We start from the raw sequence: 22,544 nt of genomic DNA on the forward strand, positions 1-22,544 counted from the left end.
CGCGAACAGAGCGCGGACAGACCTAACGCCGATCGATGCACACACAGGGGATCGCATGCCAGGAAGACGACTGAACGCGCGCGCCGTGACGGCGGCGGTCATCGGCAACGCGCTGGAGTGGTACGACTTCACCGTATTCGGTTTCATGACGGTCGTCATCGCCCGCTTGTTCTTTCCGAGCGACAGCGAATACGCGTCGATTCTTCTGACCACCGCGACCTTCGGCGTCGCGTTCGTGATGCGGCCGGTCGGCGGCATCGTTCTCGGTCTCTATGCCGATCGCGCGGGGCGCAAGGCGGCGCTTACGCTCGTGATCGGGCTCATGACGCTGGGCATCCTGCTGCTCGCGATAGCGCCGCCGTATTCGGCGATCGGCATCGGCGCGCCGATCGTCATCGTGTTCGCGCGGCTGTTGCAGGGATTCTCCGCGGGCGGCGAGTTCGGCAGTTCGACCGCGCTGCTGATCGAAGCGGCGCCGTTCTCGAAGCGAGGCTTCTACGGCAGTTTCCAGATGGCGAGCCAGGCCGCTTCGCTGCTGTTGGGCGCAATCGTCGGTGCGGCGATCTCGCGCGGTCTTTCGCCCGAAGCGCTCGATGCCTGGGGTTGGCGCGTGCCCTTCATCTTCGGTCTCGTGATCGGGCCGATCGGTTTGTATATCCGCCGGAACATGGCCGATACCGAAGCGTTCCTGCACGCGAAGAAGACCGCGCGCCGCGCCACGCTCGGCGAAGTGTTCAGCACGCATGGCCGCGAAGTGCTGTGCGGGCTCGGCTCGGTGATCGCGCTGACGGTGACCGTGTATGTGCTGATCGCCTATCTGCCGACCTTCGCCGTCAAGCAACTGAAGCTGCCGTTCGGGCAGTCGTTCACGGCGTTGATCGTCGGCAATCTGCTCTTGACGGTGCTTTCGCCGGTCGCGGGCGCGTGGTCGGATCGCATCGGACGCAAAGGGCTTTCGCTGTGGTCGCTCGCGATCGCGCTCATCGTGATCTATCCGCTCTTCGCGTGGCTCGCGGCGGAGCCGAGCGTGATGCGGCTCGTCATCGTGCAGGCCGTGCTGTCGATCGCGCTCTCGGGCTACTATGGGCCGTTCGGCGCGCTCATCGCCGAGCTGTTTCCAGCGCACGTGCGCTCGACGGGGCTCTCACTCGCGTACAACATCGCGGTCATGATCTTCGGCGGCTTCGGACAGTTCATCGTGACGTGGCTCATTCGCGTCACGGGATCGCAACTCGCGCCCACCTTTTACGTGATGGGCGGGATCGTGCTCTCGTTGATCGCGGTGGCGTGCATTCCGGCGACGCGTCACGCGGACGTCGATGAAGCGCGCGATTTCACCCGCTAGGCGACATCAAATGAAAGTCATCGAAAGTGGCAAATTTACGGCCGACCGCGCTTGGGGCGCGCTCGATATCTGCGTGATGAACGGCACGTCATGCCGTCTGCACTGGACGGACAAGCCGTACAAATGGCACGTGAACGACGGTGAGGAAGTGTTCGCCGTGATGCAGGGCGAAGTGCGGATGCACGTGCGCGGCGGCGAAGGCGAGCGCGTTCTGACGCTGCGCGCGGGCGACATCTTTCACGCGCAAGCCGGCGATGAGCATTTCGCCGAACCGGTCGGCGAAGCGCGGATTCTGGTGATCGAGAAGGAAGGGAGCGTGTGAGGCCTTAGCGTTCCAGACCCGCCTTCACCAGCAACTCCGCCAGCACTTCCGTCATCCCGCCTTCATGCGCCTCGGCGCGCTCTTTCAGTTGCTTCGCGAGCTTTTCATCGAGCTTGCATGCGAACGGCACGAGGCCCTTCGCCTGATCGAGCTTGCGCTGTTCGCGGCGATCGGTTTTTTGCGCGTCTGCGCCCGCGCGTGCGCGGCCGCCTTGCTTCAGATCGTTGGCCAGTTTGAATGCCTTGGTCTGTTCCAGTTGAAATTTGTTCACGCGATGCTCCAGGGGCGAGGATTGAGGTCAGGGGCCGTATTGTACGGAACGCGACGACCGCGCTAGCGGCCCGTTTCCGCCAGCGCGTCGATTCGCGCTCGCATGCGCCGCCAGTGCGAGCCTTCCCAGAACACGCGACGACATACGTCGCAGGTGGCGAAGCGTGTATGCCGCTCGCGCACGCCGTCAGGCACGCGGCCATCGATTTCGCCGGGCATGGCCGGACGCAATGGCGCATTGCACATCAGGCAAAGCCGGAACGCGCGCACGTGCTGCACGAGATCGAGGCGCTCTGAGACTTCGCGGAACTGTTCGTCGGCCTGCAGCGCGCGCACATAGCAGCCGCGCAACACGGTTCGGCGCTTGAGCAGTTCACGATCGCGCGTGAGCACGATGCGCGATTCGTCGTGCGCGAGCTGCTCGATTTCATCGTCGGGGAAGTTGTTGTCGTAGCGGGTGTCGAAGCCCGCCAGCCGCAGCAGTTGCGCGAGCCCGCCCAGGTGCGCATCGGCGATGAAGCGCAGGTCTGCCGCACGCAGCGGTGGCCGAAGCAGCGGCGCGCCGTTCGCCATGTCCGCGGGTGCGCGATGGACGGGATAGACCTCGATGACGTCGTCCGTCTCGATCTGCGCGTCGAACCCGACCGGGCGGCCGTTACTTACGATCAGATCGACTTCCGTGTGCGGCACGCCGAGCGCTTCGATCATGTGCTTGGTCGACGAAGACTTCGCGCACGCGCAAGCGAACGCGTGCCCGCGCAAGGGTCGAGCAAGGAAATCGTTCAGTTCGCCATGGAAGTGAAAGCGCGCCTTGACCATGCAGCCAGTATCGCATTGCGCGCCTCTGCGCGCTTCGCCTCGATATGCTCTACTGGCGCTCGGGCCGCGCGCCTTCCCGTGCGCGGCGGGCGAACAAGGCAAAGGAGGACGCGAGCATGGATATCGGATTCATTGGACTGGGCGAAATGGGCGGCGCGATGGCGAGCAACGCGCTCAAGGCGGGGCACACGGTGCGCGTCTGGAACCGCTCGCGCGACAAGACACGCGCGCTCGCGGACCAGGGCGCGACGGTAGTCGATACGCCCGAGCAGGCGTTCGCCGGCGACGCCGCGTTCTCCATGCTCGCCGACGACCACGCGCTGCGCTCGGTGCTCGTCGATGGCGGTTTGCTCAAGCACGCACCGAAGGGCCTCGTGCACGTCAACATGGCGACGATTTCGGCGGCGCTGGCCGTCGAGCTGACCGAACTTCACGCGCAGCACGGCGTTGCGTATGTTGCCGCGCCGGTGCTCGGGCGGCCGGACGTCGCGGCGGCGGGCAAGCTCAACATTCTCGCGGCGGGCGCGAGCGATGCGATCGACCGCGTGCAGCCCGTGCTCGATGCGATCGGCCAGAAAACCTGGCGCGTCGGCAGCGAACCGCAGCACGCGAACGTGCTCAAGCTCGCGGCGAATTTCATGCTCGCATCGGCGATCGAAAGCTTCGGCGAGGCTGCGGCGCTCGTGACCGGCCACGGCATCGAAGCGCAGACGCTGCTCGACGTCATCACGAATTCGCTGTTTCCGGGTCCGGTGTATCAGGGCTACGGGAAGATGATCGCGGAGCGCCGTTACGAGCCCGCGCTCTTCAAGGCGCGGCTCGGGCTGAAGGACGTGCGTCTCGCGATCGCCGCCGGCGATGCCGTGAACGTGCCGCTGCCCGTGGCGAGCGTCGTACGCGACAACCTCGTCGATGCACTCGCGCACGGCGACGGCGAGAAGGACTTCGCCGTGCTCGGTCAGGTCGCGGCCCGTCGCGCCGGAGGCTGATTCCATTCACGCGGTGTGGCAAAGGCGGCGTTGTGCCCGAATCGGCGCGGGCAGACGGCATAATGCGAGTCCCGTTCTTTTCTCCGCCACGCCGCAATGAGCCTGCATTTCTGGTGGCTGTTCGTCGCCACTGTCTTTGTCGTTTCCGCGATTCCCGGTCCCAACATGCTGCTCGTCATGACGCACGGCGCGCGTCATGGCCTCAAACGTTCGACGGCCACCATGTCCGGCTGTCTCACGGCGCTCGTCATCATGTTGTCGGTATCGGCGGCGGGCTTGGGCGTGTTTCTCGAAGCGTGGCCGCGTCTTTTCGATACGCTGCGTCTGATCGGCGCGGCATATCTCGTCTGGCTGGGCGTGAAGAGCTGGCGCGCGAAAGCGAGCGCCGTCGATGTTCGCGACGACAGCGGCGCCGCGCATTCTTCCCGACGCTTCACGCTCTTTCGCAACGGCTTTCTCGTCGCGAGCAGCAATCCGAAGGCGATCCTCTTCGCGGCGGCGCTGCTGCCGCAGTTCATCGACGCGAGCCGGCCGGTCTTGCCGCAATTCGCCGTGCTCGTCTCGACTTTCGCCGTGATCGAAGTGAGCTGGTACGCCGTGTACGCGGGTCTCGGCGCGCGCATCGGCGACAAGCTGAAAAGCGCGAATGTCGCGCGGGCGTTCAACCGTTTGACGGGCGGCGTGTTCGTCGGCTTCGGCGCAATGATGGCGCTCGTGCGCCATTGACGCTTCAAACGTCTGTATGAACGGGTGCACGGCTTGCTTTCGCTTGCAGTGCTTCATTCGCTTTCGAACATACATGCGCGGCGGGCGCGCGCATAGTCGCGCTCGTCCCGGTTCGCGGCGAACCCAGAAAAACAGCTAAAAAGGAGGCGCCTCATGCATCTGTTTGTCCGACGCCCCGGTTGCGCCGCACTTCTCGCGCTCTGTTTCGGCGTACTGGCGACGACCTCCGCGCACGCCGACGACACGCCAAGTCCCTGCGATGCGCTCAAGCGCATCGTGGCTGCCGCGCCGAATTTTTCATCGCTCTCCGCGATCGATGGCCGCGCCGTCGCGCTGCCTTACGGCGACGACGCGAAGTGCGCCGCATCGCAGACGAACTATCGATGCACGTGGACGCCGCACGGCGGCGCCAGCGCTGACGCGCTGCAGGGCGTCGCGGCGGACATCGCATCGTGTCTGCCCGACGCGACGCACGACCAGAATTCGCCCGCGCGCCAGCATTTCTATGTGGGCGCGCGCGGCGCGCGCACCGAGATCACGGCGGCGCAGGCGGGCTCGAACAAGTTGAAACTCGAAATCTACGGTTCCCGGTGAGGCCATCGTGAGCAAGCGCATCCTCATAGCCGATGACGACGACGATGCGCTTTCCGGCCTCGCGAACTTGCTGACCGGCATGGGCCACGAAGTGGCGCTCGCGGCGAACGGCGCGCAAGCCGTCGAAGTCGCCGCGCAGTTCGATCCGGAAGTCGTGATTCTCGATCTCGGCATGCCGCTCGTCGATGGTCTCGCGGCGGCGCGCGCGTTGCGTGCATTGCCGAACGGCCACGCGAGAATGCTGGTCGCGCTGACGGGCTGGGGACAGCCGCAGCATCGGGAAATGACGCTCGACGCCGGTTTCGATGTCCACCTCGTCAAGCCGATATCCGCGGACCAACTGCAATTCATCCTGTCGATGATGCAGCCCTGATTGCACCGATCACGCTTGTGTCGGTCTGCTGCAACACGCGATGTTGCGACGCACCAATATTATTGGTATATTTACTCCTGTCTCCTCCATGTCTCCACTGATATGGATTCAGCCCGCCAGCTTTGGCGGGCTTTTTTTCGTCTGTACGGTTTAATGTTGCGCTGCACCGACGAACGCAAAAAAGGCCGATCCGCTGTGGAGCGAATCGGCCTTTCTGGTTTCCCGCGAAACGTGTCAGCGGGCGAGACCCGTCTCTTCGTCCGCGCCAATCGCCAGATTCATGCACTGGATCGCCGCGCCCGACGCGCCCTTGCCGAGATTGTCCAGACGCGCGACGGTCACGAAGCGCTCGTCGTTGCCGAACACGAAGATATCTACGCGATTCGTGTCATTGCAGGCTTGCACGTCGAAGAAACCGTCGTCGAGATTGCTCTCGGCGTCGAACGGCATCACGCGCACGAACGGCTCGTTGTTGTAATACTCGGCGAGCATGTCGCGCACGTCCTGCGGCTTCGCCCGCCGCGAGAGCTGGTCCGGCGAGAAATACGTCGTCACCGCGAGACCTTTCAGGAACGGGCCGACGATCGGCGTAAAGACCGGCGCGCGCGCGAGGCCCGTGCGCACCGACATTTCCGGCAGATGCTTGTGCGTCAGACCCAGCGCGTACGGGCGCGGGCTCATGAGTCGTTCATTGCCGCCCGCTTCGAACTCCGCGATCATTTTCTTGCCGCCGCCGCTGTAGCCGGTGATCGAATAAGCGTGGGCGTCAAAGTTGGCGGGAACGAGGCCGCCCGCGACGAGCGGCTGCACCGACAGCACGAACGCCGACGCGTGGCAGCCCGGCACGGCGATGCGCTTCGACGTGCGCAGACGCTCGCGCTGCGCGCGCGTGAGCTCGGGCAGGCCGTACGCCCAGTCGTCCTGCGTGCGAAAAGCCGTGCTCGCGTCGATCATCACGGTGCGCGTGTTGTCGCGATCGACGAGCGAAACCGACTCGCGCGACGCGACATCCGGCAGGCACAGGAACGTCACGTCCGACGCGTTGATGAGCCGGCGGCGCTCCTCGATGTCCTTGCGCTTCGCTTCTTCGATACGCAACACCTCGATGTCACGGCGCTGCGACAGATATTCGAAAATCTTCAGGCCGGTGGTGCCTTCCTGTCCGTCGACAAATACTTTCGTGGTCATCTCGATCTCGCTGGTTCGTGCGGGCGCTCGCCGCAAAACCGACATTTTAGTGCGATTCCGAGACGGGCTGATGTCCGCCGTCTTCGACGCCGCCGCGATTGCCGATCCAGCGCGCCGTCACCGCGGCGATGCGCGCGCCGAAGACCTTCGCCGTTTCGAGATCGCCGGGCGGCGGCGCTTCGTCCGGCGAGGCGTCCGCGGGCGATTGCGTCAGCAGGCCCGTAAAGCCGCCGACGAAGTTGAGATCGTTGCGCGTGGCGGCCTTCGTGTTCGACGGCATCATGCCCGTGCCGATCCAGACCATGCCGTGCTGCATCGCCAGCGTGACGAAGTACGAGATGGTCAGGAATTTGTCGCCGTTCATATGGGCCGAATTGGTGAATCCGGCCGCGATCTTGTCCTTCCATTTCTGCGCGAACCAGGGCTTCGAACTCGCGTCGGCGAACTTCTTGAAGTCGGCGGACGGCCCGCCCATGTAGGTCGGCGCGCCGAACACGATGGCGTCGGCGGCGTCCAGTTCTGCCCAGGCGGCGTCGTCGAGTTCGGCGACGGCGATCAGTTTCACGTTCGCGCCGGCGTCGGTCGCGCCGCCGAGCACCGCTTCGGCGACCTTCTTCGTGTGGCCGTAGCCGCTGTGATAAACGATGATGATGTTCGGCATGGTCTCCCCGAGTCGTTCCTGCGCCGCGCCGCGCCGCGCCGCGCACGCGTGCCTTTCGGACGGTCCGGGCCAGTCTAGCAAAGACAATTTTTCGCCGAGCGGCGCGAGCGCACGGTTCTCGACTTCAGATTAGCGGCCGTATGTGAACGTGAGCTGTGCGCTGGCGATCGTCATCGTGCGGATTTCGTGCTCGAACATGAGCGCGGGCGTGCCCTGACGCAGGCGCAGATCGGCGCTGTCGAGCGCGTAAACAGTCACTATGTAGCGATGCGGTTTGCCGGGCGGCGGGCACGGGCCGCCGTAGCCGTCCGTATCCCAGTCGTTGCGCGCTTCGATGGCGCCCATCTTGCGCAGCGCCCCCGACGCGCTCGCGTTGTTCGGCAGGCGATCCGTGCCGATCGGGATGCCCGCGACCGCCCAGTGCCACCAGCCGCGTCCGGGCGCGTCGGGATCGAAGATCGTTACAGCGAAGCTGCGGGCGTTTGCGGGTGCGCCATGCCAGGAAATCTGCGGCGAGCGGTTTCCGCCCTTGCACTCCGACTGATCGAAAAGCAGATCGCGCCCGATGGTCTTGCCAGGCGCGAGGTCCGTGCTGGACACGGTGAAAGCGGGGTCGGCGGTGACCTCGTGCGAATACGCGAAAAACGCCGCCGCCAGGGCGATGAAGAGTACTGATGCGGCAAGGCCAGTCGAACTCACGCGTCGCCCGGAGAGGCGCATGGGCTGAACTCCTGTCAGTATCGTCGCGCGTTATAGCAGCGTTTCGCCGGCTGCAACGATGTTTTTTGTCTCATGATGCGCTTCGTACCAGCTTGCAGTTTAACATTGCAACAAAGCATTAAAGCTTTACATCCTTGAGACTTTACCGATGGCGCGTTGCGCGCCCAGCGGCTTGGACGTAGCACGCAGCGCCTTGACGGCGATGACTTCTGACTCTATTAAACGTAGAAATGAGTAATTCGACGCAGATTCGCGCGGCAACTAATCGACCGAAATACAGGAGAAGTTAAATGAGCCAGCGAATAAAAGTCATCATCGCCGACGATCATCCCGTCATTCTGTTTGGCGCGGCACAGGCGCTCAACAAGTTTCCGGAGGTGGACGTTATCGGCCAGGCGCGCCAGTCGACCGAACTCATCCAGTTGCTTCAGAAGGAGCCATGCGACGTCCTCGTCACCGATCTCGCCATGCCCGGCGGTTCGTACGGCGACGGCATGCCCCTGCTCGGCTATATCGGCCGGCAATTCCCGCGGGTGAAGCTTGTCGTGCTCACCATGCTCGAGAATCCGGCCTTGCTCAAACGTTTGCGCGAAGTGGGCGTGATGTCGATCATCAACAAGGCCGACGACATGAACCACATCGGCTGGGCCATCCAGCATGTCATGCGCGGGCAGGAATATCTCGGCCCGTCCGTGAAGGCGGCGCTCGACAGCATGGGACTCAGTTCGAGCGGGCAGCAACGCAGCGTGATCCTGTCCAAGCGCGAACTCGAAGTGGTGCGCCTGTTTGTTTCGGGCATGACGATCACGGAAATCGCGGGACAATTGCGGCGCAGTATCAAAACCATCAGCACGCAAAAGAACACCGCAATGCGAAAACTCGGCATCGAGCGCGATTCCGAATTGTTTCAGTACGCGCAAAGTAACGGGTTAATGAATCTTTCGGCGTATTCCGGCGACGGTTCGCTCGACGACTCGCTTCCCAATCCGAATTCGCTATAGGCGATTTTGCTTGCCAAATAAAAAAGCCGCTGATTTCGATCAGCGGCTTTTTTTATCAATTGCTTCGCGGACGTTAATACTTATTGCGGAGCAGCGGTCGCACCGCCGTGCGCAGCCGACCATTCCGCCGGCGCGTGCAAGAATTTCTCGACTTCATCGAGCGTCTTCGACTCGAAGTAGCCTTGCTCCTTCGCGACGCGCAGCACGTCCCACCAGGTGGCGAGCGCGTGCAGATCGACGTCGATGTCCTTCAACACCGACACGCTCTCCTTGAAGATGTTGTAGTGGAAGAGCACGAAGCAGTGATTCACCGTCGCGCCCGCCGTGCGCAGCGCGTTGATGAAGTTGATCTTGCTGCGGCTGTCCGTGGTTAGATCTTCGACCAGCAGCACGCGCTGGCCTTCGGTCAGCAAACCTTCGATCTGCGCATTGCGGCCGAAACCCTTCGGCTTCTTGCGGACGTACTGCATCGGCACCATCAGGCGGTCGGCGATCCAGGCGGCGAACGGGATGCCCGCGGTCTCGCCGCCAGCGACGGCGTCGATCTGCTCGTAGCCGACATCGCGCAGAATCGTCGCTTCGGCCATCTCCATCAGGCCGCGGCGCACGCGCGGATACGAGATCAGCTTGCGGCAGTCGATATACACCGGGCTCGCCCAGCCGGACGTGAAGATGTACGGTTTTTCCGCGTTGAAGTGCACCGCCTGCACTTCGAGCAGCATCTTGGCGGTGGTGTCGGAGATCGTCTGGCGATCGAAGCCTGTCATGGGCGAATCCTTGGACTTGTGTGGCGCTTGAAGAAGCGGGAGGCGGCCGCGAAGGCCTTTGGCGCATGTTTCGATGCAGAACACGCCGTTTTGGACGACGTTTTCGCACTCACTGCGCGCGTAGCCCGCCATTTTACCCGAGCGGACGAATGCGGGCGAGTGGGCTTTTTTCGATCGATTGAACGATTCGCGTGCTCGCGCTTACACTCCCGGCACTTTCCGCAGAACGCTCCGATGACGCCCGCTTCCTCTTCCACTGCCTCCGAGCCGCTTTCCCGCCACGCATTGCAGGCGCTCGTCGCGTCGATGCTCGGCTACGCAATGGACGGTTTCGACCTGCTGATCCTCGGCTTCATGCTGCCCGCGATCGCCGCCGATCTGCATCTCACGCCCGCGCAATCCGGCGCGCTCGTCACGTGGACGCTCGCCGGCGCGGTCGCGGGCGGCGTCGTGTTCGGCATGCTGTCCGATTATTTCGGCCGCGTGCGCATGCTGACCTGGACGATTCTCATGTTCGCCGTCTTCACCGGCCTGTGTGCGCTCGCGCAGGGCTACGGCGATTTGCTGATCTATCGCACCATCGCTGGAATCGGGCTGGGCGGCGAGTTCGGGATCGGCATGGCGCTCGTCGCCGAGGCGTGGCCCGCGCGGCTGCGAGCGCGCGTGTCGTCGTATGTCGGGATCGGCTGGCAAATGGGCGTGCTCGCCGCCGCGCTCATCACGCCGATGCTCCTGCCCGTGATCGGCTGGCGCGGCATGTTCGCGGTCGGGCTGTTGCCGGCGGTCGTTTCGTTCTTCGTGCGGCGTCATGTGGACGAGCCCGCGCTGTTCACCGAACGCCGCGCGGCTGCCAAAGCCGATACCGCCCGAAAGCTGCCGCTCAGGCGTCTTTTCGACGACGCCCGCACCGCGCGCGCGAGTCTCGGCGTGATCATCCTGTGCTCGGTGCAGAACTTCGGCTACTACGGGTTGATGATCTGGCTGCCGAGTTACCTGTCGAAGACCTTCGGCTACTCGCTGACGAAATCCGGCCTCTGGACCGCGGCGACCGTGCTCGGCATGGCGTTAGGCATCTGGCTGTTCGGCCTGGCGGCGGATCGCTTCGGACGCAAACCGGCGTTTCTCGTCTATCAGTTCGGCGCGGTCGCGATGGTGTTCGTCTATTCCGGTCTGACGAGCCCGGCGGCGCTCCTGATCGGCGGCGCGGTGATGGGCGTGTTCGTGAACGGCATGCTCGGCGGCTACGGCGCGCTGATCTCCGAGATCTATCCGACCGAAGCGCGCGCAACCGCGCAAAACGTGCTGTTCAATATAGGGCGCGCGGTGGGTGGACTCGGTCCGGTCGCGGTCGGCGCGCTGGCGGCGCGTTATTCGTTCTCGGTGGCGCTCGCGTTTCTCGCATCGATCTATCTGCTCGATGTCGTCGCGACGCTCTTTCTGATCCCGGAAAAACGCGGCGCCGAACTCGATTGAGCGCGGAGTCGTCGGACGAAATTGCGCTGAAACGTTGCATCGCGTCATTTCAGGCGCGCGGTGTACACTGAACGTCCCAAAAAAAACCAAAGGCTCCGTCCGCTCGTTCGATTCCGACGAGCGGCACGCCGCGTCTATCCGACGCGCCGAGCCCATGAAAATTGGTCCATCGATTCACATTCCCGCATTCATTGCAGCACGGTCGACGGCGGTGTGAACCCTGTTCAAATAATTCTCAAACGTCTCAGGTCAAATCATGGACGAACAACTGAAGCAAAGTGCCCTCGCGTATCACCAGAATCCCCGTCCCGGCAAGATTTCGGTTACTCCGACCAAGCCGCTTTCCAACCAGCTCGACCTCTCGCTCGCCTATTCGCCGGGCGTCGCGGCCGCGTGCATGGCGATCTACGATGAGCCGCTCGACGCGCAGAAGTACACGTCGCGTGCGAACCTCGTCGGCGTCGTGACGAATGGCACCGCCGTATTGGGCCTCGGCAACATCGGCCCGCTCGCGGCCAAGCCGGTGATGGAAGGCAAGGGATGCCTCTTCAAGAAGTTCGCGGGCATCGACGTGTTCGATATCGAGCTGGCGGAAACCGATCCGGACAAGCTCGTCGATGCGATCGCAATGCTCGAGCCCACGCTGGGCGGCATCAACCTCGAGGACATCAAGGCGCCGGAATGCTTCTATATCGAGAAGAAGCTGCGCGAGCGCATGAAGATTCCCGTTTTCCATGACGATCAGCACGGCACGGCGATCATCGCGTCGGCGGCGATCCTGAACGGCCTGAAAGTGGTCGGCAAGAAGCTGGACGAAGTGAAGCTCGTCTGCTCCGGCGCCGGTGCGGCGGCGATCGCTTGTCTGGACCTGCTCGTTCACCTCGGCCTGAAGAAGTCGAACACGCTCGTGATCGATTCGAAGGGCGTGATCTACGAAGGCCGCGGCAATCTGGACGCATCGAAGGAGCGCTATCAGGCGAGCACCGACGCGCGCACGCTCGCCGATGCGATGCACGGCTGCGACGTCTTCCTCGGCTGTTCGAGCGCGGGCGTGCTGAAAGCGGAAATGGTCGAGACGATGGCCGACAAGCCGCTGATTCTCGCGCTGGCGAATCCCGAGCCGGAAATTCGTCCGGAAGAAGCGAAGCGCGTGCGTCCGGACTGCATCGTCGCGACGGGCCGTTCGGATTATCCGAATCAGGTCAACAACGTGCTCTGCTTCCCGTTCATTTTCCGCGGCGCGCTCGACGTGGGCGCGACGACGATCACCGAGGAAATGAAGCTCGCGTGCGTGCGCGCGATCGCCGAACTCGCGGAAGAAACCGATCAGGGCGATGAAGTTGCAAAGGCTTACGAAGGCCATTCGCTGGAATTCGGCCCGGAATATCTGATTCCGAAGCCTTTCGATCCGCGCCTCATCATCAAGATCGCGCCGGCCGTGGCGCAAGCCGCAATGGATTCGGGCGTCGCGACGCGTCCGATCAAGGACATGGATGCGTATCGCGAGACGCTCGGCGCCACGGTGTATCGAACGGGCATGGTGATGCGTCCGGTGTTCACGGCGGCGAAGGCGGCTCCGGCGCGTATCGCGTTCGCGGAAGGCGAGGACGAGCGCGTGCTGCGCGCCGCGCAGTTCGTGCTGCTGGAGAAGATCGCGAAGCCGATCATCATCGGCCGTCCGGCTGTCGTCGAAATGCGTCTGCAGAAGATGGGCTCGAAGCTGAAGCCGGGCGTCGATTTCGAGATCGTGAATCCGGAAGACGATCCGCGTTATCAGAAGAGCTGGCAGGCGTATCACGAGATCGCCGCGCGTCAGGGCGTGACGCCCGAAAGCGCGAAGGCCGCGCTGCGCAAGTTCAACACGCTGATCGGCGCGATCCTGGTTCACACGGGCGACGCGGACGGGATGATCTGCGGTCTCATCGACACGTATCAGGATCACCTGAAGTTCATCGATCAGGTGCTCGGCAAGGCGGAAGGCGCGAACAACTTCGCGGCGATGAATCTGCTGATGCTGCAGGGGCGCAATCTGTTCATCAGCGACACGTACGTCAACGAGACGCCGACGCCCGAGCAACTCGCCGACATGACGATTCTGGCGGCGCGCGAGATCGAGCGTTTCGGGATTCAGCCGAAGGTCGCGCTGGTGTCGAATTCGAACTTCGGCAGCGTGCAGAGCGCGTCGAGCAAGCGGATGGCCGAAGCGCGCAAGCTGATTGCGGAGCGCGCGCCTGATCTCGAAATCGACGGTGAAATGCACGGCGATGCGGCGCTTTCCGAAGCCGTGCGCAAGGCTTCGTTCCCGGGGACCACGTTGCACGGTGAGGCGAATCTGCTGATCATGCCGAACGTCGAAGCGGCGAACATCACGTACAACCTGCTCAAGATGGTGAGCGGCGAGGGCGTGACCGTCGGGCCGATCCTGCTCGGTGCTGCGAAGCCCGTGCATATCCTGACGCCGGCCGCGACGGTGCGGCGGATCATCAATATGACGGCGGTGGCGAGCGCGAATGCGCGTGTAGCGAAGTAACGCGACGTCGCGTTAGAAAGACGAACGGCGATCCGGGAGACCGGATCGCCGTTTTTTTTGGCCGATAAAAAAGGCGGTCCGTTTTCACGAACCGCCTTCGAGCGTGAAGCAACGAGAATTACGCCACCTGCCGCTTTTCCCCGCCTTCGTTACTCCGCCAGCGCGCGAGCAAGGCATTCCACTTGATCTTCGCGGCCTTGACGTTGTTTTCCTTGACGTGGCCGTAGCCGCGCATCGAGTCGGGAAGATTCGCGAGTTCGACAGCGAGTGACAGTTTCTGCTCCGTGAGTCCGCCGATCAACTCACGCACCAGCGCCTCGTACTCGCCGATCAACGCGCGCTCCATCTTCCGCTCTTCCGTGCGGCCGAACGGATCCAACGCCGTTCCGCGCAGGAACTTCAGCTTCGCGAGCACGCGCATCGCCGACATCATCCACGGACCGTATTGCTTCTTCACCAGATGCCCGTGCGCATCCTTCTTCGAAAGACTCGGCGGCGCGAGATGCATCTTGATCTTCCAGTCGCCTTCGAAACTCGCGCGAATCTTGTCGAGGAACACCGGATCGGCATACAGACGCGCGACTTCGTATTCGTCCTTGTACGCCATCAGCTTGTGCAGATTCTTCGCGACGGCTTCGGTCAGCGGATACTGCCCGTCCCCGGCGCCCAGCCCGGCTTCCTTCGCGCGCACTTCCGCGACCAGCCGTCCGTATCGCGCTGCGTAGGCCGTGTTCTGGTACTTCGCGAGATAGTCGAGCCGCTTGTCGATGAGCGTGTCGAGCGCCTTCGGCGTATGCAGCGAGATGACCTTGCCCGGCGCTGCCTGCGCGCCATGCTGCGCATCCGCGAGACGGCGCACGGCTTCGGGATCGTGCGCCGCGCGACGGCCCCATTCGAACGCCGCGAGATTCTTCTCGACCTGCACCGCGTTCAGCTCAATGGCGCGTACCAGCGACTCATGCAGCAGCGGCACCCAACCCTTCTGCCACGCGAAGCCGAGCACGAACGGATTCGTGTAGATCGCATCGCCCATCAGCGCGACGGCGAAGCGGTTCGCATCGACGAGCGCGACATGCTCGCCCGCGGCCGCGCGAATATCCGCCTCCGCGCTCGCGCCCGGGAAACTCCAGTTCGGGTTCTTGATGAACTCGGCGGTCGGCGTCTGCGCGCTGTTCACGACGACGCGCGTGTGGTCAGGCTGCATCCGCGAGCCGCATTCGTTGCTCGCGGTGACGATCGCATCGCAACCGATGACGAGATCCGCTTCGCCCATCGCGATGCGCGTCGCGTGGATATCGGTCGGACGGTTCGCGATCTGCACGTGGCTCATCACGGCGCCGCCTTTCTGCGCGAGCCCGGTGACGTCGAGCACGGTGACGCCTTTCTGCTCCAGATGCGCGGCCATGCCGAGCAGCGCGCCGATCGTCACGACGCCCGTTCCGCCGACGCCCGTGACCAGCACGCCATACGGCCGTCCGATCTCCGGCAACTCGGGCGTGGGCACGGAAGGCATCGCATCGCTCTCGACGCTCGTCGCCTTCGGCTTCTTCAACTGGCCGCCTTCCACCGTCACGAAACTCGGGCAGAAGCCGTTCAGGCACGAGTAGTCCTTGTTGCACGTCGACTGGTTGATCTGCCGCTTCGTGCCGTACTCGGTATCGAGCGGCTCGACCGACAGGCAGTTCGACTTCACCGAGCAATCGCCGCAGCCTTCACACACGGCTTCGTTGATGACGACGCGCTTCGCCGGATCGGGGAACGCGCCGCGCTTGCGACGACGGCGCTTCTCGGTCGCGCAGGTCTGGTCGTAGATCAGGATCGACGTGCCCGCAACCTCGCGCAGTTGACGCTGGATTTCGTCCAGCTTGTCGCGATGATGCACGTCGATGCCCGGTGCAAGTCCGACGCTCGCCGTGTACTTCTCCGGCTCATCGGTGACGATGACGATCTTCGCCGCGCCTTCCGCCGCGAGCTGATGCGTGATCTGCGGCACGGTCAGCACGCCGTCGACGGGCTGACCGCCGGTCATCGCGACGGCATCGTTATAAAGAATCTTGTAGGTGATGTTCACCTTCGCCGCGATCGCCGCGCGGATCGCGAGCAGGCCCGAATGGAAATACGTGCCGTCGCCGAGGTTCGCGAAAACGTGCTTGTCGTTCGAAAACGGCGACTGGCCGACCCACGCCACGCCTTCGCCGCCCATCTGGCTGAACGTGCTCGTGTTGCGGTCCATCCAGACCGTCATGTAGTGGCAGCCGATGCCCGCCATCGCGCGCGAGCCTTCCGGCACGTTCGTCGACGTGTTGTGCGGACATCCCGAGCAGAACCACGGCTTGCGCTCCGCCTCGACACGCGGCCGCGCGAGCGACCTTTCCTTCGCCTCGATCACGGCGATGCGCGTCGCGATGCGCGCGCGCACATCGGCGGGCAAATCGAATTTGTCGAGGCGCGTGGCGATGGCCTTCGCGATAATCGCGGGCGACAGCTCGTAGTGCGCGGGCAGAAGCCAGTTGCCCATCGGCACGGACCATTCGCCGCCGGCGCCGTCTTTTTCGTCGAACTTGCCGTACACGCGCGGACGTTGCGCATCCGGCCAGTTGTATAGCTCTTCTTTGATCGCGTATTCGAGAATCTGCCGCTTTTCCTCGACGACCAGAATCTCCTCCAGCCCGCGCGCAAATTCATGCGCGCCCTGCGCTTCGAGCGGCCACACGCAACCGACCTTGTAGAGACGGATACCGATCTGCGAGCACGTCGCGTCGTCGAGACCGAGATCGGTCAGCGCCTGACGGACGTCGAGATAGGCTTTGCCGCCGGTCATGATGCCGAAGCGCGCATGCGGCGAATCGATTTCCACGCGGTCCAGCTTGTTCGCGCGCACGTAGGCGAGCGCGGCGTACCACTTGTAGTCGAGCAGACGCGCTTCCTGCACGAGCGGCGGATCCGGCCAGCGGATGTTCAGGCCGCCATCGGGCATCGCGAAATCGGTCGGGAGCACGATCTTCGTGCGATGCGGATCGATATCCACCGAAGCCGACGACTCGACGACATCCGTCACGCATTTCATCGCGACCCACAGGCCGGAGTAGCGCGACATCGCCCAGCCGTGCAGGCCGAAATCGAGATATTCCTGCACGTTCGACGGAAACAGCACCGGCAGACCGCACGCCTTGAACACGTGCTCGGACTGATGCGCGAGCGTCGACGATTTCGCGGCGTGATCGTCGCCGGCGAGCACCAGAACGCCGCCGTGTTGCGCCGATCCGGCGGAATTGCCGTGCTTGAAGACATCGCCCGAACGATCGACGCCCGGGCCTTTGCCGTACCACATCGAGAACACGCCGTCGTATTTGGCGCTCGGGTACAGATTCACTTGCTGCGAGCCCCACACGGCGGTAGCGGCGAGATCTTCGTTCACGCCCGGCTGAAACACGACCTGATGGCCGGCGAGATGCTTCTTCGCCTTCCAGAGTGACTGGTCGAGACCGCCGAGGGGAGAACCGCGATAGCCGGAGATGAATCCGGCGGTGTTGAGGCCAGCGGCCTTGTCGCGCTCTTGCTGCAGCATCGGCAGGCGCACCAGGGCCTGGATGCCGCTCATATAGGCGCGGCCACGTTCGAGCGTGTATTTGTCGTCTAGCGTGACGGATTTCAACGCGGCTTCTAGCGAAGCTCTTTGTTCTGCGTCTAGCGGGGCGTTCATTATGTGTATTCCTCCACCCGAGGTTTGGGATCACCAAAGCATGTTTCGGGCCGTCGCATCTTGTGAACGCGTAGGCCGGGACTACCAGTTTGCCGGTGCAATGATCTTTCAGGCACTGGTACAAACCCGTTAAAAATTCCTCACTTAGCCGCGCTTTGCGTCAATTCCTTGACGATTTGACCGTCATCAAGAGGGTTTTGTTACAGCATGTAAATTCGACCGATCCACGGAACCCTGCCGTTCATCCCTGTCTAAAATGACGCTTCCGGAACTTCCGTGCCAATTTTCTGTGCACGCTTTGGGTTTCGGAAGCGAGTTGTACTTTGCAGTTAGAAGGAGATAACGATGAAACAACGCCACATCCAGAATTTCTTGGTCGTTTCGGCGGCTTTTTTCGCCATCAGCGCGCCGGTGGGCGGCGCACGGGCGAATAATGGCTCGCCGTTCGGGGCGTCGTCGGTTGCACAGGTCGCGCAAGTGCGCGTTCAGTCGGTTAAGGCGGGTGCTGAAAAGCGCCGCGAATCGGAAAGCAGCGACGACGAGACGGCGGGCTGACCCGCTCATCGCGGTCCGTATCGACCAAACGGGCCGCCAGAATGAACAAAGGGACATGGACCTTCGCGATCCACGTCCCTTTTTTGATGCCCGGGTTTTCTGCGCGATCAGCCCGCGGTGGTGTCCTTCAGCACGCCACGGCGCATCTGATCCAGTTCGATCGACTCGAACAGCGCCTTGAAGTTGCCTTCGCCGAAGCCCTGATTGCCCTTGCGCTGGATGATCTCGAAGAAGATCGGCCCGATCTGGTTCTCCGTGAAGATCTGTAGCAGGATTTCGTCCTTGGTGCCGTCGATCAGAATCTTGCGCTTCTTCAACTCCGCGACCGTTTCGCAATGGCCGGGCACGCGGCGATCGACCAGCTCGTAATACGTGTCGATGGTGTCGAGCAGAGCGATCTTCGCGCCGCGCAGGCCGTCGACGGTGCTGTAGATATCGCCCGTGCCGAGCGCGATGTGCTGAATGCCTTCACCGTGATACGCGTCCAGATACTCCTGAATCTGTCCCGCGGTTTCCGAGCCTTCTTCGTTGATCGGAATGCGGATTTTGCCGCACGGTGACGTCATCGCCTTCGACTTCACCGCCGTGACCTTGCCTTCGATATCGAAATAGCGGACTTCGCGGAAGTTGAAGAGCCGCTCGTAGAACTCCGCCCATTCGACCATGCGACCGCGGTGCACGTTATGCGTCAGGTGATCGATGTAGGTGAGTCCGTGGCCCACCGGGTTTTGCTCCGCGCCCGGAATCGGTTCGAAATCGACGTCATAAATGCTGATATCGCCGATGCTGCCCGGCTGCGCGCCGTTCTTGCCGCGCCAACGGTCGACGAAGTAGATCAGCGAATCGCCGATTCCCTTGATCGCCGGGATGTTCAGCTCCATCGGGCCGTTCTTGTTGTCGAAGCCCCATGCGCCGAGTTCGAGCGCGCGCTTGTACGCCTTGGCGGCATCGGCGACGCGGAAGGCGATCGCGCAGATCGACGGACCGTGCAGGCGCGCGAAGCGCTGCGCGAACGAATCCGGCTCGGCGTTGACGATGAAGTTGATTTCGCCCTGGCGGTAAAGCGTCACGTCCTTGTGACGATGCTTCGCGATCGCGGTGAAGCCCATCTGCTCGAACAGTTTGCCGAGCGCAACCGGATCCGGCGCGGTGTATTCGATGAACTCGAAGCCATCGGTGCCGACGGGATTCTCCCAAGTCGTTGCGGTCATGCGTGTCTCCTGATTTAGATGCGGCGCGATGTGCGCGACGTGGAGACAGTTTAGTCAGGTGACAGTGGCAAAAACTTGCGAAACTAATCAGTGATTCATAAGATTGAGCACGATGCTGCCAATTGAAAGCGGCAGGGAGCTACAAAATGGCTGAACTCGAACTGGACACGATCGACCGCCGAATTCTGGCGATTCTTCAGGAAAATGGACGGCTATCGAATCAGGAGATCGCGGATCGCGTGAATCTGTCGCCCAGCCCGTGCCTACGGCGCATCCGGAGGCTGGAGGAGATCGGCGTGATTCGCGGTTATGTGGCCCTGCTCGACGCGAAGAAGCTCGGGCTTGGCTTACTCGCCTACATCAACGTGCGTCTGGAAAAGCGCGGCGGCATGCAGGCTGCGGCAGGCACGCCGAAAGCGCCGACGCACGGCGATCTCTTTCGTGAAGCGGTGCGTTCATGGCCGGAAGTCGTCGCCTGCGACGCGATGACCGGCGAGATGGATTTTCTGCTGCGCGTTCAGGTGCGCGACATGGATGATTTCTCGCGCTTCGTGCAGGATGAATTGCTGCACCATCCGTCCGTGATCGATGTGCGCTCGAGCTTCTCACTGGAACGTATCAAGGAGACGACAGTTCTGCCGCTGCGTTAAAACGACGAAGGGCGGTCAGAGCCGCCCTTGTCTCGCGCTGTTCCTGAGAAAAGTTACGCGACGCCCGCTGCCGGCATGAACGCCTGGAAGACCTGCGACGCGCGTTGCGCCTGGCGCTTGATCGCGTAGTCGAATACGGCGGCCTGCTCCTGAAGCATTTCGGCGACGATGCTGGTCTGGTCAGCCGGCGCTAGCGAGAGATAGGCATCCGCTTCGCCGTAAGCGTATTCGATCTTCATGCCCGACTTTTTCGCGATATGCATCATGGTCGAGTTGCGCGACAGGCAGTGCATATAGAGCACCGATACCTGCGTGTTGCGGCTGCGCATGGCGGCGCGCTCGAACAGCTTCGAGCCGATGCCACGGCCGCGCGCGCTTTCGAGCACCGAGACGCCGAATTCGGCAGTTCGCTTGTCGCCCTCGGCGGGCAAATACGCCAGATGGCCGACGCCGATCAATTCCAGGGCGCCGCCGAACACGCCGAACACCTTGTCGTTCGAGAAGTTGATGTTGCGCACATAGTTCTCGATGACGTGATCCGGCACGACCTGCCCGAAGCGCAGGAGACGGTCGTCTTCGTCGAGAGCCAGAAAGTGCGTGAGGAGACGCTCGCGATCTGCCGAGGACAGTTCGCGGACGAGAACCGGCATACGCGCGTCTTTGAGCGGCTGATCGTGCGCGACGATCGGCTCGGCAGTGCGGTTGATGGTCAGTTCCATATTCGTTTCTCCTTCGTTCGTCATGCAGCATGCTGCAAAGCAAAACGAATTTTAGCCGATTACGGAGAAACGGATACGGGAAAACCCTTAAAACGACCTAGACGGCGCGTTCTAAACAGCTACTGAAAACGATTAGATCGTAGTAAAATCAATAACTTAACGAAGTGACGCAAACGCGACAATTTACCGGACAGTCGGTTTGTTGTGCTGCAACATCGATCTATTCGACATTGAGGCCGTTTTCGATCATGTCGACGACCTGTTCCGCGAACTCGCTGTAGCCCAGCTTGCCGCCCGGCTTGAGCCACGTGAACGTCCAGTTGATCATGCCGAAGACCATCATGGTTAGGGCAGTCTGGTTGTCCTTGGTTGCGCGTTTCGGATAAGCCCGCGCGAGCTGACGCGCGAACGCCGCCACGATGTCGCGCTGACGATCGAGGACGATCTCGCGCTGCGCCTCTTCCAGATACTTCACATCATTCAGAAGCGCGACGTGCCGGCTATGCGACGTCTCGTATTCGGCGAGAAACGCGCGCACGAGATCGGCGAAAGCCTCGCGTTCGCTCAGTCCGCGCCGCTGGCTGGCGCCTTCCACTTCCGCGATGATCAGCATCAGCCGCTTGGTGTAGCGGTCGAGCAAATCGAAGAGGATCGCTTCCTTGCTCACGTAATAGTGATAGAGGCGAGCCTTCGACGTGCCGCTCGCGGCGGCGAGATCGGCCATCGAGGTGCTGGGATAGCTCGTCTGGGCGAATTTCGCGGCGGCGAGTTCGAGGATCTGTTCGCGTTGTGTCTCGTGATCGGGCGCTTTGGTACGGGCCATGTGTTCGGAAAGTGCGTTCTTATAGGTATGGATTCAGCGGCGCAGTTCGGCCTGACTGATTTCGGACGGCGTGCCGCGGATTTTAAGCCGTCCCGCCGTGACGAGTTCGCGGCAGCGCCAGAATGCTATGGAATCGGAAAGCATGAAATCGAAGCGCTGCCCCATTGCAGCGCCGGCGATCTGGCGCGCCGGTTTCCATTCGGGACCGGCGAGATCGAGCAAGGCTTCGTCGATATCGATCCATGTTCCTGTTACGAGCATGTTGTCGCGCAGGCGGCGCGTGTCGGCGTTGGCGTATTTCGCTTCCTGCCACTCGAGCGCGAGCCGGCTGATGCGCAGCACGGAAATCGGCGCGGCGGTGGGCAGCTTCGCGAGCAGTTGCTTCGGTGAAAACATGCCGACGGCCGTCGCACGGTCTTCGCGGCCAACGTGCTCGGGATCGCTGTCGCCGGTCGCAATCGTCAGATCGTCGTGAGTGAGCTTCGCTTCGTTCAAGCGCTGCGGCACGTTGCGCATGTGATAGGCGACCCGTCGCAGCGTGAGCTGGTCGGCCGCGCTCTGGCCGTGCCACACGACGATCTGATCGTCGCCGCGCGCGAGGCGGCCGAACAGCGCCTGCTGTTCTTCGAGTTCGCCCTCGAAGTCGACGGCGCTGTTCAGAACCTGACGCCAGAACGTGGCGCGCGCGAGCGGCGATTCGTCGATGTCGCTGATCGGACCGACGGCGAGATCGTCGCGCAACGCGATGACGCGCTCGTCGCGTTCGGCGCGCCGCAATGCTTCCGTGAGGGATTGGGCCGCGCAATCGCCATTCGTGACGTGAATCATGTTCATCGGTGTCGGGAGGCCAGAAGGACGAAAGGACCGCTCGGGTGAGCAGTCCTAGTTTACGCGAATCGAATGACGCCGGGCTGCGATCTAGCGCTCGTCGAAACTCACCACCACGCGCTCGCTCACCGGATGACACTGACAAGTCAGCACGAAGCCATCATCGATTTCGTGTTGTTCGAGCGTGTAGTTCTTCTCCATCTTCACTTCGCCTTCGAGCACTCTTGCGCGGCACGTGCAGCACACACCGCCCTTGCACGCGTACGGCAGCGCGAGT

The 22,544-nt window shown here is 62.6% G+C and carries 23 protein-coding genes; 11 read left to right on the forward strand and 12 right to left on the reverse strand.

The window, feature by feature from the left end; genetic code table 11:
• Positions 1-55 precede the first annotated feature (55 nt).
• Both PQR08_RS34975 and PQR08_RS34980 read left to right on the forward strand, forming a co-directional pair.
• The gene (locus PQR08_RS34975) at positions 56-1,345 is read left to right on the forward strand and encodes an MFS transporter (RefSeq protein WP_408163915.1); all 1,290 of its coding nucleotides are present in this window, start codon (positions 56-58) and stop codon (positions 1,343-1,345) included.
• 10 nt (positions 1,346-1,355) lie between these two features.
• On the forward strand, positions 1,356-1,667 hold the full coding sequence (locus tag PQR08_RS34980) for a cupin domain-containing protein (protein WP_035509420.1): 312 nt from the start codon (positions 1,356-1,358) through the stop codon (positions 1,665-1,667).
• Positions 1,668-1,671: 4 nt separating this feature from the next.
• Here PQR08_RS34980 and PQR08_RS34985 read toward each other — a convergent pair whose 3' ends face one another.
• Both PQR08_RS34985 and PQR08_RS34990 read right to left on the reverse strand, forming a co-directional pair.
• Positions 1,672-1,938, reverse strand: coding sequence for a hypothetical protein (locus PQR08_RS34985; RefSeq protein WP_187606592.1), 267 nt, complete (start codon positions 1,936-1,938; stop codon positions 1,672-1,674).
• Positions 1,939-2,000: 62 nt separating this feature from the next.
• Positions 2,001-2,756: a Mut7-C RNAse domain-containing protein gene (locus tag PQR08_RS34990; protein WP_408163918.1), complete on the reverse strand. Its 756-nt coding sequence runs from the start codon at positions 2,754-2,756 to the stop codon at positions 2,001-2,003.
• A gap of 44 nt (positions 2,757-2,800) precedes the next feature.
• Between PQR08_RS34990 and PQR08_RS34995 the strand changes: the two genes are divergently transcribed.
• The 4 genes from PQR08_RS34995 to PQR08_RS35010 all read left to right on the forward strand — a co-directional run bounded on the left by PQR08_RS34995 (position 2,801) and on the right by PQR08_RS35010 (position 5,438).
• Entirely contained in the window at positions 2,801-3,745 is a 945-nt protein-coding gene (locus tag PQR08_RS34995) for an NAD(P)-dependent oxidoreductase (RefSeq protein WP_408163920.1), read from the forward strand.
• Positions 3,746-3,841: 96 nt separating this feature from the next.
• Complete coding sequence (locus PQR08_RS35000) at positions 3,842-4,471, forward strand: LysE family translocator (RefSeq protein ID WP_408163921.1); 630 nt, start codon at positions 3,842-3,844, stop codon at positions 4,469-4,471.
• A gap of 153 nt (positions 4,472-4,624) precedes the next feature.
• Positions 4,625-5,065, forward strand: a complete 441-nt coding sequence (locus PQR08_RS35005; protein ID WP_408163923.1) for a hypothetical protein — start codon at positions 4,625-4,627, stop codon at positions 5,063-5,065.
• A gap of 7 nt (positions 5,066-5,072) precedes the next feature.
• On the forward strand, positions 5,073-5,438 hold the full coding sequence (locus tag PQR08_RS35010) for a response regulator (RefSeq protein ID WP_035509408.1): 366 nt from the start codon (positions 5,073-5,075) through the stop codon (positions 5,436-5,438).
• Positions 5,439-5,672: 234 nt separating this feature from the next.
• Here PQR08_RS35010 and argC read toward each other — a convergent pair whose 3' ends face one another.
• From argC to PQR08_RS35025, 3 genes are all read right to left on the reverse strand, one after another.
• Positions 5,673-6,626 carry an N-acetyl-gamma-glutamyl-phosphate reductase gene (gene argC / locus PQR08_RS35015; protein WP_408163925.1) on the reverse strand — a complete coding sequence of 318 codons (954 nt, stop codon included), beginning with the start codon at positions 6,624-6,626 and terminating at the stop codon, positions 5,673-5,675.
• Between the two features lie 46 nt (positions 6,627-6,672).
• Positions 6,673-7,287, reverse strand: a complete 615-nt coding sequence (locus PQR08_RS35020; protein ID WP_035509487.1) for a flavodoxin family protein — start codon at positions 7,285-7,287, stop codon at positions 6,673-6,675.
• Positions 7,288-7,416: 129 nt separating this feature from the next.
• The gene (locus PQR08_RS35025) at positions 7,417-8,007 is read right to left on the reverse strand and encodes a YbhB/YbcL family Raf kinase inhibitor-like protein (RefSeq protein WP_238218006.1); all 591 of its coding nucleotides are present in this window, start codon (positions 8,005-8,007) and stop codon (positions 7,417-7,419) included.
• A 290-nt stretch (positions 8,008-8,297) separates the two neighbouring features.
• Between PQR08_RS35025 and PQR08_RS35030 the strand changes: the two genes are divergently transcribed.
• Positions 8,298-9,008: a response regulator gene (locus PQR08_RS35030; RefSeq protein WP_187606601.1), complete on the forward strand. Its 711-nt coding sequence runs from the start codon at positions 8,298-8,300 to the stop codon at positions 9,006-9,008.
• Between the two features lie 80 nt (positions 9,009-9,088).
• Here PQR08_RS35030 and PQR08_RS35035 read toward each other — a convergent pair whose 3' ends face one another.
• Positions 9,089-9,775, reverse strand: a complete 687-nt coding sequence (locus tag PQR08_RS35035; RefSeq protein ID WP_061120316.1) for an orotate phosphoribosyltransferase — start codon at positions 9,773-9,775, stop codon at positions 9,089-9,091.
• Positions 9,776-10,009: 234 nt separating this feature from the next.
• On the opposite strand from PQR08_RS35035, the gene PQR08_RS35040 reads away from it, so the two are divergent.
• Together PQR08_RS35040 and PQR08_RS35045 are read left to right on the forward strand one after the other, a co-directional pair.
• Positions 10,010-11,248, forward strand: a complete 1,239-nt coding sequence (locus PQR08_RS35040; RefSeq protein WP_408163928.1) for an MFS transporter — start codon at positions 10,010-10,012, stop codon at positions 11,246-11,248.
• Between the two features lie 256 nt (positions 11,249-11,504).
• Positions 11,505-13,778, forward strand: a complete 2,274-nt coding sequence (locus PQR08_RS35045; protein ID WP_035509395.1) for an NADP-dependent malic enzyme — start codon at positions 11,505-11,507, stop codon at positions 13,776-13,778.
• Positions 13,779-13,896: 118 nt separating this feature from the next.
• Here PQR08_RS35045 and PQR08_RS35050 read toward each other — a convergent pair whose 3' ends face one another.
• The gene (locus PQR08_RS35050; RefSeq protein WP_408163930.1) at positions 13,897-17,481 is read right to left on the reverse strand and encodes an indolepyruvate ferredoxin oxidoreductase family protein; all 3,585 of its coding nucleotides are present in this window, start codon (positions 17,479-17,481) and stop codon (positions 13,897-13,899) included.
• 345 nt (positions 17,482-17,826) lie between these two features.
• On the opposite strand from PQR08_RS35050, the gene PQR08_RS35055 reads away from it, so the two are divergent.
• Entirely contained in the window at positions 17,827-18,036 is a 210-nt protein-coding gene (locus PQR08_RS35055; protein WP_035509390.1) for a hypothetical protein, read from the forward strand.
• 107 nt (positions 18,037-18,143) lie between these two features.
• Here the strand turns inward: PQR08_RS35055 and hppD are convergent, their stop codons facing one another.
• Complete coding sequence (hppD, locus tag PQR08_RS35060) at positions 18,144-19,247, reverse strand: 4-hydroxyphenylpyruvate dioxygenase (protein ID WP_408163932.1); 1,104 nt, start codon at positions 19,245-19,247, stop codon at positions 18,144-18,146.
• Positions 19,248-19,393: 146 nt separating this feature from the next.
• Here hppD and PQR08_RS35065 point away from each other — a divergent pair, with 146 nt between their 5' ends.
• Positions 19,394-19,897 carry an Lrp/AsnC family transcriptional regulator gene (locus PQR08_RS35065; RefSeq protein WP_035509386.1) on the forward strand — a complete coding sequence of 168 codons (504 nt, stop codon included), beginning with the start codon at positions 19,394-19,396 and terminating at the stop codon, positions 19,895-19,897.
• 53 nt (positions 19,898-19,950) lie between these two features.
• On the opposite strand, the gene PQR08_RS35070 is transcribed toward PQR08_RS35065, so the two are convergent.
• The 4 genes from PQR08_RS35070 to PQR08_RS35085 all read right to left on the reverse strand — a co-directional run.
• Complete coding sequence (locus tag PQR08_RS35070) at positions 19,951-20,616, reverse strand: GNAT family N-acetyltransferase (protein ID WP_408163933.1); 666 nt, start codon at positions 20,614-20,616, stop codon at positions 19,951-19,953.
• A gap of 220 nt (positions 20,617-20,836) precedes the next feature.
• Positions 20,837-21,439 carry a TetR/AcrR family transcriptional regulator gene (locus tag PQR08_RS35075; RefSeq protein WP_187606609.1) on the reverse strand — a complete coding sequence of 201 codons (603 nt, stop codon included), beginning with the start codon at positions 21,437-21,439 and terminating at the stop codon, positions 20,837-20,839.
• Between the two features lie 33 nt (positions 21,440-21,472).
• Positions 21,473-22,273, reverse strand: coding sequence for a DUF1835 domain-containing protein (locus tag PQR08_RS35080; RefSeq protein WP_408163935.1), 801 nt, complete (start codon positions 22,271-22,273; stop codon positions 21,473-21,475).
• Between the two features lie 84 nt (positions 22,274-22,357).
• A partial coding sequence (locus PQR08_RS35085) for a 2Fe-2S iron-sulfur cluster-binding protein (protein ID WP_408163823.1) occupies positions 22,358-22,544 on the reverse strand: 187 nt, incomplete at its 5' end.

It is taken from the genome of Caballeronia jiangsuensis, from assembly GCF_046030135.1.
Classification (GTDB): Bacteria; Pseudomonadota; Gammaproteobacteria; order Burkholderiales; family Burkholderiaceae; genus Caballeronia; species Caballeronia jiangsuensis.

Excerpts from the sequence above, each read along its gene's own strand:
- PQR08_RS34975 (WP_408163915.1), top strand. The coding sequence starts at position 56 with ATGCCAGGAAGACGACTGAACGCGCGCGCCGTGACGGCGGCGGTCATC.
- PQR08_RS34980 (WP_035509420.1), top strand. The coding sequence starts at position 1,356 with ATGAAAGTCATCGAAAGTGGCAAATTTACGGCCGACCGCGCTTGGGGC.
- PQR08_RS34990 (WP_408163918.1), bottom strand. The coding sequence starts at position 2,756 with ATGGTCAAGGCGCGCTTTCACTTCCATGGCGAACTGAACGATTTCCTT.
- PQR08_RS34995 (WP_408163920.1), top strand. The coding sequence starts at position 2,801 with ATGCTCTACTGGCGCTCGGGCCGCGCGCCTTCCCGTGCGCGGCGGGCG.
- PQR08_RS35000 (WP_408163921.1), top strand. The coding sequence starts at position 3,842 with ATGAGCCTGCATTTCTGGTGGCTGTTCGTCGCCACTGTCTTTGTCGTT.
- PQR08_RS35005 (WP_408163923.1), top strand. The coding sequence starts at position 4,625 with ATGCATCTGTTTGTCCGACGCCCCGGTTGCGCCGCACTTCTCGCGCTC.
- argC (WP_408163925.1), bottom strand. The coding sequence starts at position 6,626 with ATGACCACGAAAGTATTTGTCGACGGACAGGAAGGCACCACCGGCCTG.
- PQR08_RS35020 (WP_035509487.1), bottom strand. The coding sequence starts at position 7,287 with ATGCCGAACATCATCATCGTTTATCACAGCGGCTACGGCCACACGAAG.
- PQR08_RS35025 (WP_238218006.1), bottom strand. The coding sequence starts at position 8,007 with ATGCGCCTCTCCGGGCGACGCGTGAGTTCGACTGGCCTTGCCGCATCA.
- PQR08_RS35030 (WP_187606601.1), top strand. The coding sequence starts at position 8,298 with ATGAGCCAGCGAATAAAAGTCATCATCGCCGACGATCATCCCGTCATT.
- PQR08_RS35035 (WP_061120316.1), bottom strand. The coding sequence starts at position 9,775 with ATGACAGGCTTCGATCGCCAGACGATCTCCGACACCACCGCCAAGATG.
- PQR08_RS35040 (WP_408163928.1), top strand. The coding sequence starts at position 10,010 with ATGACGCCCGCTTCCTCTTCCACTGCCTCCGAGCCGCTTTCCCGCCAC.
- PQR08_RS35045 (WP_035509395.1), top strand. The coding sequence starts at position 11,505 with ATGGACGAACAACTGAAGCAAAGTGCCCTCGCGTATCACCAGAATCCC.
- PQR08_RS35050 (WP_408163930.1), bottom strand. The coding sequence starts at position 17,481 with ATGAACGCCCCGCTAGACGCAGAACAAAGAGCTTCGCTAGAAGCCGCG.
- PQR08_RS35055 (WP_035509390.1), top strand. The coding sequence starts at position 17,827 with ATGAAACAACGCCACATCCAGAATTTCTTGGTCGTTTCGGCGGCTTTT.
- hppD (WP_408163932.1), bottom strand. The coding sequence starts at position 19,247 with ATGACCGCAACGACTTGGGAGAATCCCGTCGGCACCGATGGCTTCGAG.
- PQR08_RS35065 (WP_035509386.1), top strand. The coding sequence starts at position 19,394 with ATGGCTGAACTCGAACTGGACACGATCGACCGCCGAATTCTGGCGATT.
- PQR08_RS35070 (WP_408163933.1), bottom strand. The coding sequence starts at position 20,616 with ATGGAACTGACCATCAACCGCACTGCCGAGCCGATCGTCGCGCACGAT.
- PQR08_RS35075 (WP_187606609.1), bottom strand. The coding sequence starts at position 21,439 with ATGGCCCGTACCAAAGCGCCCGATCACGAGACACAACGCGAACAGATC.
- PQR08_RS35080 (WP_408163935.1), bottom strand. The coding sequence starts at position 22,273 with ATGAACATGATTCACGTCACGAATGGCGATTGCGCGGCCCAATCCCTC.